Below are 18931 nucleotides of genomic sequence, written 5' to 3' on the forward strand. Positions count from 1 at the left end.
AACAAGTTCAGGCGCTGAAGCTGACGCTCAGCTGCAAGGGGGCGAAACATGAATATCAGGACATTATTGGCGGCGATCACACTCGGTTCCGCGAGCCTGCTGGCAACATTTTCCGTAGAGGCAGCCGACAAGAAGGTCGTGGTGGCCTATCAGACGGATGCGCTGCCGTCGTCGGTCGCAATCGCCAATGGCGAATTTGCGAAGGCAACCGGCTACGACATCGATTTCCGCAAGTTCAACTCCGGGGCTGAAATCTTCGCGGCCATCGCTTCGGGCGATGTGCAGGTCGGCTACGTCGGCTCGAGCCCGTTCGCAGCTGCGACCTCGCGCGGACTGGAGGTCAAGGCCTTCTACCTTTCCTCGATCTCCGGCATCGACGAGGCGCTGGTTGTTCGCAACGGCTCGGGCATTGCGTCTCTGTCCGACCTCAAGGGCAAGAAGCTCGCTGCCGCGCCGGTATCGACCGACCACTATCAGCTTCTTGCGTTGATCAAATCTCTCGGACTGACGGAAAAGGATGTTCAGGTCTTTGCAATTCCTCAGCCCGAGATCGTCGCCAGCTACAACCGCGGCGACATTGACGGTGGCTTTGTCTGGGATCCGGCGCTGAGCGAGCTGAAAAAGAACGGCAAGGTGCTTGTCACCTCCAAGGATGTCGCCGACAAGGGCGCGCCCACTTTCTCCGCATGGGTTTCCGCATCGAAGTTCGCCGATGAGAACCCGGCGTTCCTGAAGGGCTTCGCCAGCGTGGTCAACAAGTATTACGCCTCCTTCGCGGCAGACAAGAAGGCCTGGGACGCAGACAGCGAAAATGCCAAGCTGCTTGCCAAGACACTTGGTGGCACACCCGAGCAGCAGGCTGCCGCACTGAAGAACCTCACGCTGCTGACCCCTGAGGTGCAGGCGTCCGAGGCCTGGCTCGGTGGTGGCGAAAAGTCGGGCGCTGCCAAGATCCTCAAGGACACAGCCGCCTTCCTGAAGGACCAGGGCAAGGTGAGCGAGGTGCTGCCGAGCTACGCGGCTTTTGTCACGCCGGATGCACTTGTCAACGCAAGTAACTGAAATAACGAACCAATCTTCCCATCCTGCTACGCTGGCGCGATATCGCGCCAGCGCCACAACATGAAGAGACGGCACATGCTCAAAGTCGATCACGCAAGCGTCTATTTCCGGACGCGGGATGGCCGGACGGTCCATGCCCTGGATCGCGTTTCTCTCGATATTCCAGACAACAGCTTCGTCGTGGCACTTGGTGCATCGGGTTGCGGCAAGTCCACACTCCTCAATGCGATCGCGGGCTTCCTGCCGCTTTCCTCGGGCACGATTACTCTTGATGGGCGACCGGTCACGCGCCCTGGCGCGGACCGAGGCGTCGTGTTCCAGAAGGATACCCTGCTGCCTTGGAAGTCGGTCGTCGACAATGTCGCACTTGGCCTTCAGTTTACGGGTACTCCAAAAGCTGCGCGGCGTACCCGCGCTGAAGAGCTTCTGTTTCTCGTCGGTTTGAAAGACTTCGCGAAAGCCTTTCCCTACGAATTGTCGGGTGGCATGCGCCAGCGCGTCGGGATTGCCCGCGCCCTTGCCGCCGATCCTGATGTTCTTTTGATGGACGAGCCTTTCGGAGCCCTGGACAGCCTGACGCGTGAACAGATGCAGGAACTCCTCGTATCGATCTGGAAAACAACGGGAAAACGCATTCTCTTCATTACACATTCGATCGAGGAAGCTCTGTTCCTCGGGACGCAGCTTGTGGTGATGTCGCCGCGTCCCGGCCGCATTGTGGCGCGCTTCGAACTCGATTTCGTTCGCGAATTCGCCCGCACTGGCGACGCCCGATCGATCAAGATGGCACCGGAGTTTGCCGGTTTGCGAGAAGAAATCCGGACCATTCTGCATGGCTCCGACGAGATCAGGAGTGCGGCGGAATGAGCAATGTCATCGAAACGGCGGGCGTGGTCGTGCGGGCCGAAACGGATCAACCGAAGACCGTCGAGATGAACGGGTTCGGCGTCGGCGAACGCAATACGCCTGTCATCAGCTTCGCGACAGCCGTCGCTTTGATTGGAACCTGGTGGCTGATCGCCAGGCTGGGGTTGGTACCGCGTCTTTTCCTGCCGACACCACAGGAGGTCGCCACGCAGATCGGAGCCGTCTATCGTGACGGCTATGCCGGTGCGTCGCTCGGCGAACATATTTCGGCAAGCCTGTTCAGGATTGCAACGGCAGCTGCCATCGCCATCGCCGCCGGCATCCCGATCGGCCTGCTGATGGGGCTCAATCGCTGGGCGAAGGGCATCTTCGACACACCGATCGAATTCTACTGGCCGCTACCGCCCCTCGCCTATCTGCCGCTGATGATCATCTGGCTCGGCATCGGCGAGACGTCGAAGGTAACGCTTCTCGTGCTTGCCATGTTCGCACCGATCTGCCTTTCGGCGCAGGCTGGCGTGCGCGCCCTGCCGATCGAGCGCGTCAACGCGGCGCGGTCCCTTGGCGCCCGGCCCTGGCACCTTCTTGTCAGCATCGTTTTGCCATCGGCTCTGCCGGAGATCCTGACGGGTATCCGCATTGCGCTTGGCGTCGGATGGGGCACGCTCGTCGCTGCGGAGTTGATCGCCTCCAACCGCGGCATCGGCTACATGATCATGTCGGCGTCCCAGTTTCTGGCAACCGACGTTGTCTTCGTTGGCATCGGCATCATCGCTGCCTGTGCATTTGCCTTCAGCGCTGCCGTTCGCCTCTTGGAAGCAACCCTCGTTCCGTGGAAAGGTAAGAGCTAGGGGGTACGCAAAGCGTCCCTCGTGGCTCAAGACGGTGCCGGGTCTACCGGCCCAGGGAATGATTGTATGGAGCAAATGCAGATCTACGCGTTCGACATGAACTGCGTCGGTCATATCAATCACGGCATGTGGACGCATCCACGCGATACGTCCCTTCACTATACCGACCTCGACTACTGGGTGGACTTTGCCCAGACAGCCGAGCGGGGCAAGCTGGACGGGATATTCCTGGCGGATATCGTTGGAGTCTACGATGTCTACAAGGGAAGTCCGGCACCCGTCATCGAGGCTGGCGCGCAGATCCCGGTCAACGACCCGCTGATGCCGATCTCGGCAATGGCCTATGTCACCAAGCATCTCGGCTTCGGGGTAACGGTCAACACGACCTACGAGCCGCCGTACCTGTTGGCGCGGCGCATGTCGACGCTCGACCACCTGACAAAGGGTCGCATCGGATGGAACATCGTCACCGGCTATCTCGACAGTGCTGCGCGCGCGATGGGTTTCGACAAACTGCCGGAACACGACGCGCGCTACGACGCGGCCGAGGAATATCTCGAAATCCTCTACAAGCTCTGGGAGGGCAGCTGGGACGACGATGCGGTACTTGGTGACAAGGCGCGAGCTGTCTTCGCCGACCCGTCCAAAGTCCGAGCCGTCAAGCACGACGGCCAATACTACGAGATGGAGGGCATTCATCTCTCGCAGCCTTCGCCACAGCGCACGCCGCTGCTCTTCCAGGCAGGCGCTTCGACGCGCGGGCAGGATTTCGCGGCCCGACACGCCGAATGCGTCTTCATCGCGACGCCGACCCCGCAGGCGGCAAGGCCGACCGTGGCGGCCCTGAAGCACAAGGCGGCGGCATCAGGGCGCGGGGCGGATGCCTTGCGCGTTCTCGGCCTTGTGACGGTTGTCGTTGGTCGCACCGAAAAGGAGGCATTCGACAAGCTCGAAGACTATCGCCGCCATGCGAGTGTCGAAGCTTCCCTGGCGCATTATTCGGCCTCGACAGGCGTTGATTTCTCGAAATACGGCCTCGACGATCCGATCGAGCAGAGGTCCACCAATGCCAATCAGTCTGCGCTCGCCGCAATCACCAGGGAAGCCCCAAAGCCGGTGACGCTGCGCCAGATCATTGATCAAATGGTACTCGGCAGCCGTATAAAACCGATTGTCGGCTCGGCCGAGCAAGTGGCGGACCGCCTGGCGGCATGGGTTTCCGATGGCGGTGTGGACGGCTTCAACCTGGCGCGCACGGTGGCGCCGGAAAGCCTGCGCGACTTCGTCGATCTCGTCGTTCCGGTGCTGCAGGAGCGCGGGCTGTTCAAGGCGGACTACACCGAGGGACCTCTCAGGCAGAAGCTGTTTGGCGGCAGCGGCAGGCTGCCATCCTCGCACCCTGCCGCTGCGTTTCGCCGCTGACTACCTGTGGTCAAGCCTTTCGACCAGTCGATCGCCGAGCCACTGAATGCCGCAGACAAGCACGATCAAGACGGCAACGACTGCCACCATGACGGTCGTCTCGAAGCGCTGGTAGCCATAGCGGATGGCAAGGTCGCCGAGACCTCCAGCGCCGATCGCACCGGCCATTGCCGAGGCCCCAATCAGGGTCACCAAAGTGACCGTGAAGCCGGCCACGATGCCGGGTAAAGCTTCCGGTACCAATACTTCGCGAATGATCGTCCAGCGATTGCCGCCCATGGCGCGCACCGCATCAATCAGTCCGCGATCGACCTCGCGCAGCGACACTTCCGCGATCCGTGCATAATAGGGCGTTGCGGCAATGGCGAGCGGGACGATGGCCGCCCAGGTGCCAAGCGCAGTGCCGACGATCAGGCGCGTCACCGGGATCAGGGCCACCAGCAGGATGATGAACGGCACAGAACGGAACCCGTTGATGATGGCCCCAAGGATGCCGTTTATCCAGGCGTTCTCGGCCATGCCGCCTTTGTTCGTGAGAACGAGCGCGAGACCGAGCGGCAGGCCGAAGACCAGCGAAATCAGTCCGGATGCACCCGTCATCAGGATCGTTTCCCAGAGGGAACGAAGCAGAAGATCAAACATGATCGGTGTCATAGCCAAGGACCTCCACCCGCGCAGAGCGAGCCTTCAGAAACTGCAGAACCTTGTCCTTGAGCGCAGGGTCGCGCATCGGGACAGCAATGAAGAACCGCGCCACCGGCTGGTTCTGGATATGGTCGATACCGCCGTGGACGAGCCGGAAAGATTGCGGCAGCGCCGCAGACAGGTCGGCAAAGACCGCGCCCTGTGCGGCGAGGCCCGCCATGTCGATGCTTAGGATCGCTTCCTCCCCTGATGTCGGCGAAAGGCGAGCGGCGATATGCTCCGGCAATTGCGGGCGGCTGCCGGACAGCAGACTCCGGGTGATCGGCGCTTTTGGGTCAGCGAACACCGACCATACCTGTCCTTCTTCGACGATCCGGCCGGCATCGATGACGGCGACGCGATCGGCAATGCTGCGGACGACTTCCATCTCATGCGTGATGAGGATGATGGTGAGGCCGAGCTTGCGGTTGATGTCCTTCAGAAGGGCCAGGATCGACCGTGTGGTCTCGGGATCGAGCGCCGATGTCGCCTCGTCGGACAAGAGCAAGGCAGGGCGTGCGGCAAGCGCGCGCGCAATGCCTACCCGCTGCTTCTGGCCACCGGACAGGGACGATGGATAAGCCTTCGCCTTACCCGCGAGACCGACAAGCTCCAGCAATTCATGTGCGCGCCTCAGGCGCTCCGTCTTTGCCACGCCGGCGATCTTCATCGGCAGAGCGACATTCTCCTCGACCGTCCTGGAGGCCAGCAGGTTGAAATGCTGGAAGATCATTCCGACGCGGCGGCGAAGCGGCTGCAACTCATTTTCGTCGAGACCAACGATGCTGCGCCCCTCGATTTCGATTAAGCCGCGATCCGGACGCTCCAGGCCGTTGAGGCAGCGGATCAATGTGGATTTGCCGGCTCCACTGCGCCCGATTACACCCAGGATTTCTCCCTTGTGGACGGTGAGCGCTACGCCATCGAGGGCCGGGGTGGTGCCGAAATGCCGATGTACGTCGACCAGGCGGACCACCGCCTCAGCAGTTGCTTGCGGCGCCTCGATTACAGAGGCCGTTACGATTGTATTCATAGTCATTCCCTTCGGAAACGCCCAAGGCGGCCCGGGCAAGGAACGCCCGGGCCGCCTTGTTCAACGCGCCTAACCCCTCGGCGCGAATGTCGATCAGTAGGCGCTAAGGCCGGTTCCCTTATAAACCTTGTCGAACTCCGCCTTGACCGCATCGTTCTGGTAGGACGAGACCAGCGTCTTCACCCAGTCTTCGTTCTCGCTGCCCTGCTTGACAGCGATGAAGTTGCGGTACGGATTGTCAGCGATAGGTTCCTGCGCAATGCGGTCGGCCGCCGAGAGCCCGGCCTTCAGGGCCCAGTCGGTGTTCACCACTGCCGCATCCAGATCATCGATGGCGCGGCCGACCACACCGGCATCAAGCTCCTTGATCTCGAGGTTCTTCGGGTTCTCGGTGATGTCGGTAACGGTCGCGAGGATGCCTGTGCCGTCCTTGAGCTTGATGATGCCTTCGTTTTGAAGAACGCGGAGCGCACGACCTTCGTTTGACGGATCGTTCGGCACGCCGATCGCCGCACCTTCGGCGAACTCGGCGATGGTCTTGTGCTTCTTCGAATAAAGGCCGATCGGCCAGACGCCGGTATATCCGACCGGGGCGATATGATAGCCATGCTGCTTTATCTGATTGTCGAGATAGGGCTTGTGCTGGAAGGCGTTGGCGTCGATTTCGCCGCGCTCCAGCGCCTCGTTCGGCTGCGTATAATCGTTGAAGACGATCGCTTCGATCGTCAGGCCCTTCTTGGCGGCTTCGGCGGCCACAACGCGCCAGACGTCTTCGTCCTCGCCACTCATGATGCCAACCTTGATCGACTTGTCTTCGGCGAAGGAAGCGACAGGCGATGCAAATGCAATCAGAGCGATCGTGGAGGCGGCGATCGCGGCAAGGCTTGCGCGACGCGTCAGGCTGGATTTGGACGTCTTCTTGTTCATTGTGGTGTTTCCCGTCTTGAATTGATGAGGCAAGCCTCGAACGGCCCGATAATTTCAAAATCGCCGAGGATAAACCAAGCAAGCCCATCTCTATTGCGCTGCAGCACGGAAAAACTCTTCGATGCTTTGGCGGGATAGCGGGATAAAAATTCTACTAATTTTATAGAATATTGAAGTTGCTGTCCTGGCTGTGAGCCTTTAAATTGAACCATCGGGGCGCGAAGGACAAAAACGCGCCTTACAAGAAAGGCGATCTGGGTCGCGATCAAGTGAAGCAGGGCAGCGTGACATCTCGACAGGACACCCGTGGCAGGACGTGTCGCCCCGTCGTGGCGATTATCGGCGGAGGCGTCTCTGGTGCGGGCGTTGCGTACCATCTGGCATCCTCCACATGCAGCCCGCCACCAACAATCGTGGTTTTCGAGCCACGAGAAGAGCTTGGCAGAGGGCTCGCCTACGATACCACCGATCCAACGCATCGGATCAACGTTCCCGCCGCCCGCATGAGCCTGTTGCCGGATCGGCCGGAGGACTTCCTCGAATGGATAGCCCGCAACCATGCTGTCGCGGACGATCCGGACGCGTCTCGGCCGGATGGCAACCTCTTCCCCCGACGCCATGTCTTCGGCACCTATATTGCTTCGGCGCTCGCTCCCCTGGTGCAAAGCGGGAGCGTGCATCATCGCCGTGCGGCCGTTGTCGAGGTACGGCGGGACGGCAGGCGCTGGGAGATCTTCGATGACGAGGGCGGACGAACGGTTGCCGATTTCCTGGTGATCGCCACCAGCCATCCCGCGCCGTCAGCGCCTCGTGCTCTCAGAGTTCTTCAAGGACACCCCCGCTTTGTCGCCAACTCCACCGTTGCCGGCGCGCTTGACGTTGTCCGTCCGGCGGACCGGGTGCTGGTCGTCGGCAACGGCTTGACCGCAGCCGACATCGTCGCTTCGCTGACGCGTACTGGCCACCGCGGACAGATCACATCGATTTCGCGCCGCGGATTGAGATCGAGAGGGCATGCTCCGTATCCACAGGAGCCGTTCGGTGCGTTCGAGACCGCCCCGGCTCATAGCGCGACGGCGCTGCTGCGGGGGATCCGGCGGACCATTGCAGAAGCCACAGCCGCGGGATTGACGTGGCACGCCGTGATCGACCAGGTTCGCGGTCACGGCCACGCGATCTGGCAGAGCCTGCCGATTGCCGAACGCTGCAGGATCGTACGCCATATCAGGCCTTATTGGGACGCTCACCGGTTCCGCATCGCTCCGCAGGTGGAAGAGGTGCTGGAGCGAGCGATTGCCGAAGGAAGGATGGAGGTACTGGCGGCCTCCGTCGCTCGGGTGCAACGTGACGGCGAGGCAATCCATGTGGAACTGAGACGGCGACACGGCGCACCACTACAGAAGACCTTTGATGCCGTCATTGTCACAACCGGTCCCGCGCATGGAAGCATTTTGGAAAGCCAGGCGTGGCTCGCTCGCCTGCGCGATCAATCACGCTTGCAGCTCGATCCGACCGGCCTCGGCATTGCGTGTACCGAACGATCGGAGGCGATAGGTGCCGATGGCCGTCCTGATCCGACCTTGCTGATTTCCGGCCCCTTGGCCCGTGGGACATTTGGGGAGTTGATGGGACTGCCACAGATTACAGAACATGCCGTCCTTGTGGCCCGTGAGTTGGCCACAAAGGTGACGGCAACCGGCGAATACGCTTAGGCTCGCCTGACCTCGACAGGATGCGGCACTCGTCAGGACGCCGTTCGGCCGGTTTCGGCGAAGGGCTCGAGCTCTGGATCGAAGTCAACCTCCACGACATTGTTGAAGACCGCTGTTGCGAGCATGATGCCGGCAAAGGCCACGAGATCGACCAGCGTCTTGGCATCGTAACGCCCTTTCAGCTGCGTCCAGATCTCGGCGGGAACCGCGTTGGAATTGGCAACGATCGCCGTGCCGAAGGCATCGAGCAGCGCCTCTTCCTCGGAGAGTACCAAGGCCTGCGGCTCGAAACCTGCATTGATCAGTGCCCGTCGAAAGAAAGTGATTGCGATCCTTGAGTTCGCAGCCTTTGAAATGGAATGCGAGAAGATCCAGATCGGTCGATCCGCGATTGCAGAAAGCTCTGCGCGCAGCGTGAACCATTCGGCATAGATGCGGTGGGCGGCGGGCGAATGCAGCAAGGTACGCTTCATGTTCGTCATGCGCCCCCGTACCCTCATCTCCTCGTCATGCGCGGCCCGAATCTCTTCAGAGGCTGTGGTGTAGTCGATCTGCGGAATATGGCTCATGGCGGTGCTCGTTCGGTGGGTAAATCTGAATGACGCTTGAAAAGTCGGAAAGGCCAGTGCTGCCCCAGCTGCTTCAAGCACGGTGCAAATCCGCCGGACGAGACGAATCTCTCCGTTCGCGCTGGATATAGCAGGAAATCTCCAGGGCGTTCTTGACAATGTTCGGCCATCGAGACACGATGAAACCGGTTTCACTCGTGCTCATGGAGAGATCGTGCGGCTCGACCTGTCGATTCTCTTGCCCCATCTTGGCTTTCTCGCACAAGGCGCGCTGCTGACAGCAGAAGCGTGTGTTCTCGCGCTCGTCGGCAGCGTCATCATGGGCGCGTTCGTGGCGATCGCCCGCACATCCTCGTCAGCGGCGCTGCGGCGAATTGCCTTCGTCTACGTCGATATCTTCCGCAACGTGCCATTCATCGTGCAGCTGTTTTTCTTCTACTACGGCCTGCCCGAGATCGGTCTTTACATCGATGCGTTCACAACAGGCGTGATTGCGCTGTCGATCGCAGGCGGCGCATACGCGTCCGATATCATCCGCGCCGGCATCCTGGCGATCGATCAGGGCATCATCGAAGCAGCGGAGGTGAGCGGCTTGTCACGCAGGGTGATCTTCACCCGCATTGTCCTGCCGATCGCACTCAGGACATCCGTGCGCCCGCTCGGCTCGGTTCTGATCAACATGATCCTCACCTCGTCGATCCTGTCCACGATCACGCTCAACGAACTGACCGGCTCGGCGCAGATCGTGGTGTCTCAGACCTACCGGCCGTTCGAAGTCTATGTTGTGCTTCTCGTCGTCTATGCGGCCTTGACCTATCTCGTATCGCTCGCGATTGCGATCCTCCATCGCCGTCTCAACCGTGACATGATGGAGGCGGTTGCCTGATGCGCTTTGCCGATTTTACAGCCTTTGATCTGGTTCTTCTCGCACAAGGGCTCGGGGTCAATATCGCGCTCTTTCTCGCGACCTCGCTGATCGGACTGGTGATCGGCATTGCCTGGGCAATTGTGCGCTACTACCGTGTGCCAGTCCTCAGCGAAGTGATCACCTTCGTTTCTGAACTCCTGAAGAATTCGCCGGTGCTGGTGCAGCTGTTTCTGGTGTTCTTCGGTCTGCCAGGGCTATTCCATATCCGCGTCACGCCGGTTACCGCGGCGACGATCACGCTGTCGGCAAATACAGCCGCCTTCATCTATGTCATCGCGGTTTCGGCAATCGAGTCCATCGGCCGTGATCAGATCGAGGCGGCAAGAGTCTTCGGCCTTACACGGTGGCAGGTCCTTCGACATGTGCTCGCCCCGCAGGCTGCCGCCTTCGCGGTCGGGCCACTGATTGCACTTCTCGTCAACCAGTTGCAGGTCACATCGCTGATCTCGGTGATCGGCGTGGTCGACCTTACCAAGATCGGCAACATCCTCAACATGCGAACGCTGAAGCCGTTTGTTGTATGGACGGCCGTTGGCTTGCTCTATTACGCCGCCGCCAAGCTGGTTGCCTTGCTTGGGACGCGCTTCGAAAATCGCCTTCGCGCCCACAGCGCCTGGAGGGGGCTCTGACATGATCAAAGTTGAAAACGTAAAAAAGGCCTTCGGCCAGACCACCGTGCTCGATGGTATCGATCTGACGATCGAGCCGGGCGAGGTCGTCTCGATCCTCGGCTCCTCCGGCTCGGGAAAGTCGACGCTGATCCGGTGCATCAATGGCCTGGAAAAGCTGAACGGCGGCCAGATCACGGTCGATGAATTCGATGTCGGCAAACCCCGGGAACTGGCGGAGGCCCGCAAGCGGTCAGGTACGGTCTTCCAGCTCTTCAACCTCTATCCGCATATGACGGTGCTCGGCAACATCACGCTGGCGCCGATCGAGGTGTTGAAGAAACCGCGCGCTGAGGCGGAGGCGACGGCGCGCGCACTGCTTGAGTCGGTTGGTCTCGGGAGCCGGGCTGATGCCTATCCAGCGCAGCTTTCGGGCGGTCAGCGCCAGCGTGTCGGAATATGCCGGGCGCTTGCCATGCAGCCGCGCTATCTGCTGCTCGACGAAGTGACCAGCGCGCTTGATCCGGAGATGACGGCAGAAGTGCTGGCGATCCTTGCAAAGCTCGCCCAGCAAGGCACGACGATGCTGTTCGTGACGCACGAGGTCGAGTTCGCCAGGCAGATTTCGGATCGTATCGTGTTCCTCGACAAGGGCCGCCTGCTTGTCGACCTGCCGACCAAAGAGTTTTTCGCCGCCGACGGCGGCATGGCACAGCCGCGCGTCGCCCAGTTCCTTTCCAAGATGCGCAAAGATTAGAGGTTCAGATGCTGCTTTTGGCCAATAAAGAAGCCTGGCCGGGTTTCCCGACCTCCGTGGAGATGCTGCGGGACGGTGCAATCAGCCTTGATGCAATGGTCGCCGGGATCAGCAAGGTGGAGAGCGAAGTCAAGGTCCGCAGCGTCGGCTACGGCGGCTGGCCCAACATGCTCGGCAACATGGAGCTGGACGCTGCGGTGATGGACGGCAACACACGTGATGTCGGGACAGTCGGTGCCGTGCCGAATACGCTGCCGGTGGCGCGTCTTGCCTATGAGGTGATGAAACGCCTTCCGCACGTCATGCTGACCGGCGACGGCGCTCGGCGCTTTGCAACTGAAATCGGTTTCGCCGAGGACGACGTGTTGTTCGAGGACAGCAGGCGGGTCTGGTGGGAACGATTGGAAAAGGAACTTTCGCCGGAGGATCTGGCGAAGTTTCCCAATATACCGCTCGTGCCGTTGAGCCGCGCCATCACTGATCCGGAGCGTGTGCGCGATACGACCGTCTTCCTGTCGGCTGATTCAGCGCGCGGCATTCACGCCGCAACGTCCACCTCCGGCTGGGCGTGGAAATATCCAGGCCGCCTTGGCGATAGTCCGATCCCCGGCGCCGGCTTTTATGCCGACAGTCGCTATGGCGCGGCTGCCTGCACCCACACGGGTGAGATGACGATGCGCTCATCGACAGCGCGCACCGTTGTTCTTGCAATGAAGCTTGGCTATTCGCTCTCCGACGCGGTGAAGCTCGCCGTCGATGAGCTCGATGAACTCTCCACCGGATTTCTCGCCGGCGTCGTGATCCATGCAGTCGACGCCAAGGGAAACCATGAGGTCGTGAATTTCAGATGCGAGGGCGAAATTCGCTACTGGCTCTGGGAGGAATCGATGCCCGAACCGGAACTTCGGGCAGCGAAACTGGCATAATCAAAAGAGGGAATGAAACCATGAAGCGTATTCTGACTACCCTTGCCGCCCTCGCCATCGCGGCCGGCTCGGCATTTCCGTCCTTTGCGGGAATGATCGATGACATCCGCTCGCGCGGCACCGTTCGGATCGGCGTATCGCTCGGCGGCGAGCCGATCGGCTTCCGTGACGCGCAGAACAATCCTGTTGGTTACGATGTCGACGTTGCGACGCTGCTCGCCCAGAAGCTCGGCGTACCCGTCGAATTCGTCGACGTCTCGGGTGACGCCCGGATCTCGATGCTCGTTTCGGGCCAGATCGACGTCGCCGTTGCCAACACCTCGGCAACGCTCGAGCGCGCCAAGACGGTGAACTTCACTATTCCCTACAATCGCGCTGGCTTGCGCATCATCGTTCAGAAGGATGCAGATATCAAGGAGTTGAAGGACCTGGCCGGCAAGAAGGTTGTGGTCGGACGCGGCACGACGGGCGAGAGCTTCCTGAAGACCGCCGTTCCTGATGCCCAACTCGTCTACGTCGATCAGTTTGCTCCGGATGGCGTTCTGCAGCTGCAGCAGAAGCGCGTCGATGCGGCCATCGAAGATTCATCGCTGCTCGACTATCTGGCTACCAAGAATCCGTCGCTGGTGACGCTGCCGGGCCTCTATTCCAACGATCCGATCGGCATTGCCGTTGCCAAGGGTGACCCGGAATTCGTGCGCTGGCTCGACATGTTCGTTTCCGATTACATCCAGTCGGGTGCTTATGCGGCGAACTACAAGAAGTGGTGGGGTCCGGAATCCAATCCCCCTGCCCTGAACCCCCTGTGGTAACTTGAACTGCGGGCTGCCTCCTGGCAGCCCGTTTTCGTCAAGCGGTGAGGCGAGGCACAAAACGTGTGGGCACCGTGATCGGCGGTTGACCCGGCGTGAAATTGCCGGGGTTGGCAACGGATTCAACGATATGGCGAACATAGAGCAGCTTGTCGTAGCCAATGGACGAGATCGGATAGGCGTCGAAATCGGTCAGCGACAGATTGTCGAAACCGTAGAGCCGGAACCGCGATGGCCGACCAGCAGGAAAATCGGTCCGACAGACGTCAAGGATGCCCATCGCCATGGCATCGGATGTGCAGAAGACCGCATCAGGACAATCGGCGCCGGCCAATGCGTTGGCCGCGGCATGCCCGCTCTCATAGGAATAGTCGCCCTGGACCGTCCGGGTAAGATTGATGCCGTAGCGCGAAAACGCCTCGTGGTAAGAGCGAATGCGTGCCTGCTCCACGGGAGAGGAGGCGCGGCCGGTGACGAGCCCGGCTGTGCGCACCATCTTCGACGCAGCGTCGGCCACAGCTTCCGCAATGCCAGCATCTTCGTCCGGGATGATTGCGGGGGAGAACTCGTCGTGCAGACCGTTCAGCATGATAACGCTGTCGGAACGGAACAAGCGACGGACAGTCGGGGCGTCTGCAAAGTCGGAGAAGACCAGCGCTGCGTCGACATGGTAGGCGACGCCGTTGCGCAGGAACTCGTCCACGCGCGCAACCGAGCCGATCCGGATCAAGATGACCTGCTTGCCAATCGACTGGACCTGATCAATGAGCCGGTCGAACAGGTCGAGATCCGACAGATCGTGGATGTGGTTGACCACCACGGCGACCAGGTTGACGGTTTTGGTGGTCAGGCTCTGTGCCAGGAGGTTCGGCTTGTAGCCAAGGCTTGCGGCGGCGGTAATTACGCGCTCGCGCTTCTCGGACGAAACCGGTCGCGGCTCGTTCGACAGCGCCCGGCTCGCGACGGCGCGCGAGACACCCGCCAAGCGCGCGACATCGGCAATCGTGGGAGGAGCGTCGCGGCTATTGTCGTGATTCATGATCGAGAGCTTTCCACCTTTGAAGCGGTGATATCGCAACGTTGCGTGCTTCGGCTATGCTAATCTTTTGTTGCTTGGCGGCCAGGCCGCGGCTGTACACGTTTTTGCGCCTTTATCTTTGACTGGCTTTGATTTTCGCTTGGAGGAACTTGATGTCGATTAGTCTAGCACCTGTTGCATTGCCAAATTTCGGACCACTTGGAGCGCAGCCGAAAATCCCGTCGACGACCTACGCCGCGCGCGCGGACGCAGCCCTTCAGGCCGCTGGCACCGATTGGCTGGTCGTTTATGCTGATCGCGAGCATTTCGGAAACATCATGCACCTTTCCGGCTTCGAGCCCCGTTTCGAGGAGGCCCTGCTACTCCTCGGTCCTGGTGAGCGTCGGATCATCATCACCGGAAACGAATCCGAGAGCTATACGGCAATTGCCGGTCTTCCAGGTGTCGACGTATTGCGCGCGCAAACCTTCAGCCTCCTCGGACAGGACCGAAGTCAAAACCCGCGGCTCAGCGATCGACTGCGCGAGGCAGGGATCAAGAGCGGAGATTCCATTGGACTGGTCGGCTGGAAATATCTCGCGGCCGAGGAGGACGAAGAATATGGGCAGAGTTTCTTCGTTCCCCATTTCATCGTGAATGTGCTGCGCCGGGCGATCGGTCATTCGGCGCGACTGGTCGATGCGACGCCTGTGCTCATGCACCCGGAAACCGGTCATCGCGCGATCATCGATGTCGATCAGCTCGCGAACTTCGAATGGGCCGCCGTGCGGTGCTCGGACGCGCTCTTCAGGGTCGTTTCCGGCGCAAGGGAGGGAGATACGGAATTCGAGGCTCTTGGCCGCCTCGGCTACGAGGGAGACCCTGTAAACGTCCACACGATGTTTGCTTCCGTCAGTGCCGGCGAGAACATCATTGGTTTGCGAAGTCCGACGGCCCGCCGCCTGAAGAAGGGAGATGGCGTAACGACAGCACTCGGTTACTGGGGGGCGTTGTCTTCGCGCGCCGGCCTGCTCACCGACCATGACGAGGCATTCCTGAAGCCCTCGAAGGCCTATTTCGAAGCCTTGATCACATGGTATGAGACCGCAGATATCGGCGTGACCGGCGGTGATCTGTTCTCCGCGGTCACCGAAAAGCTCAAATCCGCGGGTCTCAACTCAGCGCTGAATCCCGGTCACCTTGGAAGTCACGAGGAGTGGCTTCATTCACCCGTACGCCCCGGCTCGACGGAGCGCTTGCGATCCGGCATGCCGTTCCAGGTCGACGTGATACCGGTGCCGATGCCTGCCGGTTGGGCTCTCAATTGCGAAGACATGGTGGCCTTCGCGGACGTTGGGCTGCGCGAAGAGATACGCCAGCGCTACCCTGACATGCATGCCCGCATTGCCGCACGACGCACTTTCATGGAAGATCAGCTCGGCGTTACACTCTCCGACAATATTCTGCCGTTCTCTTCGACGCCGCTCTATCTGCCGCCATTCTGGCTGCGGTCGGGCAACGTCCTCGTACGGGAATAAGGGAGGCTGGTGGCGATCGATCGGGAATAAGTTGCGTGGTCTGCCCCCTGAAAAGTGGTCCTTCTTGAAGTATGGCTTTTGAGCCTCAGAAGGACAATGAAATGGCAGCGAAATGACACAAGGCAGAAGAGATCGTCACGAAGCTTCCTCAGGTTGATGAGACGTCAACAAATACCAAGTTGACCAAGCGCACCGGATGGTGCGCCAAAGAACCCATGCGCCATTGGGCAAATGGAGATCCAGACCTTCATTGCCGGACTGCGGTGCCACGGCTTGACCGCTCCTGCTGATCTTCGAAGCCTGGATCGAAACACAGCTCATTCCGACATTGTCGAAGGGCGATGTCGTCGTCCTCGACAATGTCGGCTTTCACAAGAGCGAGCGCGCTGCCCAACTGATCAAGCAACGAGGCGCAAGGTTACTGTTCCTGCCAGCCTATTATCTGAACTGGTCGGGGAAATGGGGCGTTTTGCCACCCAACGTCGGTGAGACTGCGGTAGGATTGTCGCCCGCCCTCTCCTGCGCGGTATGGCTTGCTCAAATACGAAATTACCCAAAAGCCTCTGGCCTCGGTCGCGTCGATCTTGGAGCCGGCCCCAGCCCTTCCGAGGTAATGAGCGTTCGGAGTTCTAGGCGATTTTCTCCGGTTTGCGCTCCCCGGGCGAGCGTACGCCTCGCCCAGACTATGTTTCATCACGTGGGTTCCTGATAGCCAATTGTCGCTGCAGCCGAGCGCTGGCCCCATCGCCGTCCTCGATCGCAACAATTTCGACGGTTTGACCATAGCGGGACACGAAAAATGCGCGCTCCCTCTCTGCTTTTGCGAGAGAGTCGGAAACCATGCATATGTCAGACCCTTTTAGCAATGCGTATCGCATAAGTCTGCCCTCAATTGCCGGCTTCACAATCATAGATTGGCATTCCGGAAAATCAACTCTAGTCAGCACTGCTGGCGAACTTTGACGCAGCGATCCACTCAGTTCTCTCCAGGCCCCCGAAGAAAAGAGGCACAGAGAAAATCAGCTCCCCTATGCCGATGGCAATGCATACGAGAGAAATCGCGATCAGGAGCTTTTCCATGCGCGACCTTAGCCGCTAACTCGCCCATGTGCGAGCAGAAGATTCCGCGCCCGTCTGCTGTCATCCTGCAAAGGAGAGAACCATGACCGATGCCCGAACCAATATTCTCGACTTAAGCTTGGACGGCAATGATCGTCGGCGAGAGTGGCATTTCTGGCATTGAGAAGATGACAAGCCGATCGAGATCGAGACGCTGGCTCCTGAATGGCAGAAGGCGCTTGGGTGGCTCTCTCCACAGGCATCACCGCCAGATACCGAAACGCTCCTGCATATACTCAATGCATCGACGGTTGGCTTCGGCGCGATTTGCACCCTCAATCGTTGCCCTGTAGAGCGAAGAAACCTCATGGGCGCCGGTCGAAAATGGCTCGGCGAGCCCGGCCGGAAGATAAATCGGGATCCCCTTGACCGCGAGCATGCCGGATAGCCAGTAATCGTCGACCGTCCAAAGAACGTTTGGAATGTCGTAGGCTATATCGCTGAAGAACTCGGGCCGGACGACAACACCGCCGAGGCCTTGGAAAATATCGGCATACCCGCCCCTTTCTATGAGGGTCGGCATCGGCCGGCGCACCTCGGCCCCGAAAACCTTCGTGGCGACCTTGTAGTGAAGCCTGCGGGCGCGAAGCGCCAAGGTTAGCTTTCGCTTGCGCACTGCCCTAGGCAAAAACGGGGTCGAGGTTGCAAAGGCTTTCGGAACATCTTTACCGATCAGCGCGACACACTCGTTCGGCCGCTCTTTCTGCACCAAGAATAGTCGCGAGGCCCAGTCGGGCTCGAAGACCTTATCGTCGTCGCAAAATAGGATCTGTGCGGCCTTCCCGCGAAATTCACGGGTAGCAAAAAGCACCTTGGACGCCGGTCCCATGTCATCGTCGGGACGCACAATCGTAATCCCGTCCGGAACGGCAGGAAGTGACCCATCATAATCTGGGAACCGCCGATATCGCTTTGGAATGTAGAGCCGTATTTCGTTGATCGGGCCGATCTGATCAACGAGACTCTTTAGGGTCGGAGCGAGCTTGGCGAACCGAGGGGGAATGCTGGAGAGTGATATGATCCGCAATGGGTGCTCGATGAAAATGTAACCCGCTGATCAAATTCAGGTGTCGCTACCGTGCCATTCGCGGTCACGACAAGTCAAGGCCAGAACACCTGTGAAGCATCATATGCGGATCACGGCAACTGACGAAGCAAATTGGCCTCGTATTCTGACTTGGAACGCACTGCTAGGGGCCTACCGGCCGAATACCACCATCACGACTCGCCGGCCGAGCCTTTCTTGAAGCGACATACACAGCGAGAAGCCCGGCAGCACACGCATTCTTCCAGGTTCTGCGATAAGGTGGGTGTTACTCAGGCAGATGCCTTTTGCTCCTCACCGCGGACACCGACGCCGATTTCAACGTCGTTCGGGTGCATCAAGCGGCGCATCGTCCGCAGCCGCTCGATGAGGTCACTGCCGTCGACCGAGGCCCGGGTCAGCTCGAGCTGCTGATACTCGCGTGCCGCCTGCTGCCAATGTTCGCCACCGCGCCCCTCCGGCCGTCCTTCGGCTTCCCAGAGTGCGTAAGCGCGCTGATTGATCCAGTCGTCTTTGCTGCGTGACATAACAAGCCCAGCCGTGAAGGAACGTATTGTTGCCTTCAGGCTGACAAACGAGCATTACGGAGTCGTTACCGCAGTGCAAAAAATACGCTTCGGGGCCTTCTCGTTTGCGATCAGTCGAGCTTCCGTTCATCACGGCGTTCGGCGAGCTCGACGATGATACCATCGGGGTCGCGAAGGAATGCCACCCGGTCGAGCACCTCCGAATTGACGGCGGGACGCGGTCGCTCCTTGATTGCCACTCCGGCAGCCTCCAGCTTCGCGAAGCTTTCATCGACGTTATCGACAAGGAAGGTAATGTGCAGCACGCCCGATGTTGCGGCTGGAAGATCAGAGGCAGGCCCCGCGCCGCCGGGCGGCGCAAAAATCTCAAGCATGCCATTGCCACTATCCAGGAATGCCACTTCAGTGCCGTTGGCCATCGTCTTTCGTAAATGAAGGCGCAGACCCAGGAGGTCGCGGTAAAAGGCCAGTGACCTGTCCATGTCGCCGGTGACCATGCCGACATGCTCGAAGCTCTTGATCATGG

General features: G+C 60.0%; 21 protein-coding genes. 12 read left to right on the plus strand and 9 right to left on the minus strand.

Annotated elements, in window-relative coordinates; genetic code table 11:
• Window positions 1-48: 48 nt before the first annotated feature.
• The 4 genes from tauA to RHIBUN_RS0119220 all read left to right on the plus strand — a co-directional run bounded on the left by tauA (window position 49) and on the right by RHIBUN_RS0119220 (window position 4202).
• Complete coding sequence (gene tauA, locus RHIBUN_RS0119205) at window positions 49-1062, plus strand: taurine ABC transporter substrate-binding protein (protein ID WP_025660806.1); 1014 nt, start codon at window positions 49-51, stop codon at window positions 1060-1062.
• A gap of 75 nt (window positions 1063-1137) precedes the next feature.
• The gene (locus tag RHIBUN_RS0119210; RefSeq protein ID WP_025660807.1) at window positions 1138-1929 is read left to right on the plus strand and encodes an ABC transporter ATP-binding protein; all 792 of its coding nucleotides are present in this window, start codon (window positions 1138-1140) and stop codon (window positions 1927-1929) included.
• Window positions 1926-2780: an ABC transporter permease subunit gene (locus tag RHIBUN_RS0119215; protein WP_025660808.1), complete on the plus strand. Its 855-nt coding sequence runs from the start codon at window positions 1926-1928 to the stop codon at window positions 2778-2780. The genes RHIBUN_RS0119210 and RHIBUN_RS0119215 overlap by 4 nt, the downstream gene beginning before the upstream one ends.
• Window positions 2781-2846: 66 nt before the next feature.
• Window positions 2847-4202: an LLM class flavin-dependent oxidoreductase gene (locus RHIBUN_RS0119220; RefSeq protein ID WP_025660809.1), complete on the plus strand. Its 1356-nt coding sequence runs from the start codon at window positions 2847-2849 to the stop codon at window positions 4200-4202.
• Here the strand turns inward: RHIBUN_RS0119220 and RHIBUN_RS0119225 are convergent, their stop codons facing one another.
• The 4 genes from RHIBUN_RS0119225 to RHIBUN_RS36890 form a co-directional block, all read right to left on the minus strand.
• A complete protein-coding gene (locus tag RHIBUN_RS0119225; RefSeq protein WP_025660810.1) occupies window positions 4203-4856 on the minus strand; it encodes a methionine ABC transporter permease in 654 nt (217 codons plus the stop codon).
• Window positions 4837-5919 (minus strand): methionine ABC transporter ATP-binding protein, encoded by a 1083-nt coding sequence (locus RHIBUN_RS0119230; protein ID WP_025660811.1) that lies wholly within the window; start codon window positions 5917-5919, stop codon window positions 4837-4839. The genes RHIBUN_RS0119225 and RHIBUN_RS0119230 overlap by 20 nt, the downstream gene beginning before the upstream one ends.
• A 93-nt stretch (window positions 5920-6012) precedes the next feature.
• The gene (locus tag RHIBUN_RS0119235) at window positions 6013-6846 is read right to left on the minus strand and encodes a MetQ/NlpA family lipoprotein (RefSeq protein WP_025660812.1); all 834 of its coding nucleotides are present in this window, start codon (window positions 6844-6846) and stop codon (window positions 6013-6015) included.
• Window positions 6843-7223 (minus strand): hypothetical protein, encoded by a 381-nt coding sequence (locus RHIBUN_RS36890; RefSeq protein ID WP_025660813.1) that lies wholly within the window; start codon window positions 7221-7223, stop codon window positions 6843-6845. Before RHIBUN_RS36890 ends, RHIBUN_RS0119235 begins: the two co-directional genes overlap by 4 nt.
• Between RHIBUN_RS36890 and RHIBUN_RS0119245 the strand changes: the two genes are divergently transcribed.
• Window positions 7116-8558 carry an FAD/NAD(P)-binding protein gene (locus RHIBUN_RS0119245; RefSeq protein WP_245271693.1) on the plus strand — a complete coding sequence of 481 codons (1443 nt, stop codon included), beginning with the start codon at window positions 7116-7118 and terminating at the stop codon, window positions 8556-8558. The genes RHIBUN_RS36890 and RHIBUN_RS0119245 overlap by 108 nt on opposite strands.
• A 32-nt stretch (window positions 8559-8590) precedes the next feature.
• On the opposite strand, the gene RHIBUN_RS0119250 is transcribed toward RHIBUN_RS0119245, so the two are convergent.
• Window positions 8591-9127, minus strand: a complete 537-nt coding sequence (locus tag RHIBUN_RS0119250; RefSeq protein WP_025660815.1) for a hypothetical protein — start codon at window positions 9125-9127, stop codon at window positions 8591-8593.
• Window positions 9128-9341: 214 nt separating this feature from the next.
• Here RHIBUN_RS0119250 and RHIBUN_RS0119255 point away from each other — a divergent pair, with 214 nt between their 5' ends.
• Genes RHIBUN_RS0119255 through RHIBUN_RS0119275 form a run of 5 tightly spaced genes read left to right on the plus strand, consistent with a single transcriptional unit; the run spans window position 9342 to window position 13158 of the window.
• Window positions 9342-10013 (plus strand): amino acid ABC transporter permease, encoded by a 672-nt coding sequence (locus RHIBUN_RS0119255; RefSeq protein WP_018856166.1) that lies wholly within the window; start codon window positions 9342-9344, stop codon window positions 10011-10013.
• Entirely contained in the window at window positions 10013-10684 is a 672-nt protein-coding gene (locus RHIBUN_RS0119260; protein WP_025660816.1) for an amino acid ABC transporter permease, read from the plus strand. The genes RHIBUN_RS0119255 and RHIBUN_RS0119260 overlap by 1 nt, the downstream gene beginning before the upstream one ends.
• Window position 10685: 1 nt before the next feature.
• On the plus strand, window positions 10686-11420 hold the full coding sequence (locus RHIBUN_RS0119265; protein ID WP_025660817.1) for an amino acid ABC transporter ATP-binding protein: 735 nt from the start codon (window positions 10686-10688) through the stop codon (window positions 11418-11420).
• Window positions 11421-11428: 8 nt separating this feature from the next.
• Window positions 11429-12346 (plus strand): N(4)-(beta-N-acetylglucosaminyl)-L-asparaginase, encoded by a 918-nt coding sequence (locus RHIBUN_RS0119270; RefSeq protein WP_025660818.1) that lies wholly within the window; start codon window positions 11429-11431, stop codon window positions 12344-12346.
• Between the two features lie 20 nt (window positions 12347-12366).
• Window positions 12367-13158, plus strand: a complete 792-nt coding sequence (locus tag RHIBUN_RS0119275) for a transporter substrate-binding domain-containing protein (RefSeq protein WP_025660819.1) — start codon at window positions 12367-12369, stop codon at window positions 13156-13158.
• A 37-nt stretch (window positions 13159-13195) separates the two neighbouring features.
• On the opposite strand, the gene RHIBUN_RS0119280 is transcribed toward RHIBUN_RS0119275, so the two are convergent.
• Window positions 13196-14197 carry a LacI family DNA-binding transcriptional regulator gene (locus RHIBUN_RS0119280; protein WP_025660820.1) on the minus strand — a complete coding sequence of 334 codons (1002 nt, stop codon included), beginning with the start codon at window positions 14195-14197 and terminating at the stop codon, window positions 13196-13198.
• 152 nt (window positions 14198-14349) lie between these two features.
• Here RHIBUN_RS0119280 and RHIBUN_RS0119285 point away from each other — a divergent pair, with 152 nt between their 5' ends.
• Entirely contained in the window at window positions 14350-15714 is a 1365-nt protein-coding gene (locus RHIBUN_RS0119285) for a M24 family metallopeptidase (protein ID WP_025660821.1), read from the plus strand.
• 328 nt (window positions 15715-16042) lie between these two features.
• Complete coding sequence (locus RHIBUN_RS38020) at window positions 16043-16423, plus strand: hypothetical protein (RefSeq protein ID WP_348625986.1); 381 nt, start codon at window positions 16043-16045, stop codon at window positions 16421-16423.
• A gap of 612 nt (window positions 16424-17035) precedes the next feature.
• On the opposite strand, the gene RHIBUN_RS0119305 is transcribed toward RHIBUN_RS38020, so the two are convergent.
• The 3 genes from RHIBUN_RS0119305 to RHIBUN_RS0119315 all read right to left on the minus strand — a co-directional run bounded on the left by RHIBUN_RS0119305 (window position 17036) and on the right by RHIBUN_RS0119315 (window position 18929).
• The gene (locus tag RHIBUN_RS0119305; RefSeq protein WP_025660823.1) at window positions 17036-17860 is read right to left on the minus strand and encodes a hypothetical protein; all 825 of its coding nucleotides are present in this window, start codon (window positions 17858-17860) and stop codon (window positions 17036-17038) included.
• A 290-nt stretch (window positions 17861-18150) separates the two neighbouring features.
• Window positions 18151-18405: a DUF2934 domain-containing protein gene (locus tag RHIBUN_RS0119310; protein ID WP_025660824.1), complete on the minus strand. Its 255-nt coding sequence runs from the start codon at window positions 18403-18405 to the stop codon at window positions 18151-18153.
• A 110-nt stretch (window positions 18406-18515) separates the two neighbouring features.
• Entirely contained in the window at window positions 18516-18929 is a 414-nt protein-coding gene (locus RHIBUN_RS0119315; RefSeq protein WP_025660825.1) for a VOC family protein, read from the minus strand.
• Window positions 18930-18931: the final 2 nt, after the last annotated feature.

Source organism: Rhizobium sp. IBUN, from assembly GCF_000510625.1.
GTDB lineage: Bacteria > Pseudomonadota > Alphaproteobacteria > Rhizobiales > Rhizobiaceae > Rhizobium > Rhizobium altiplani.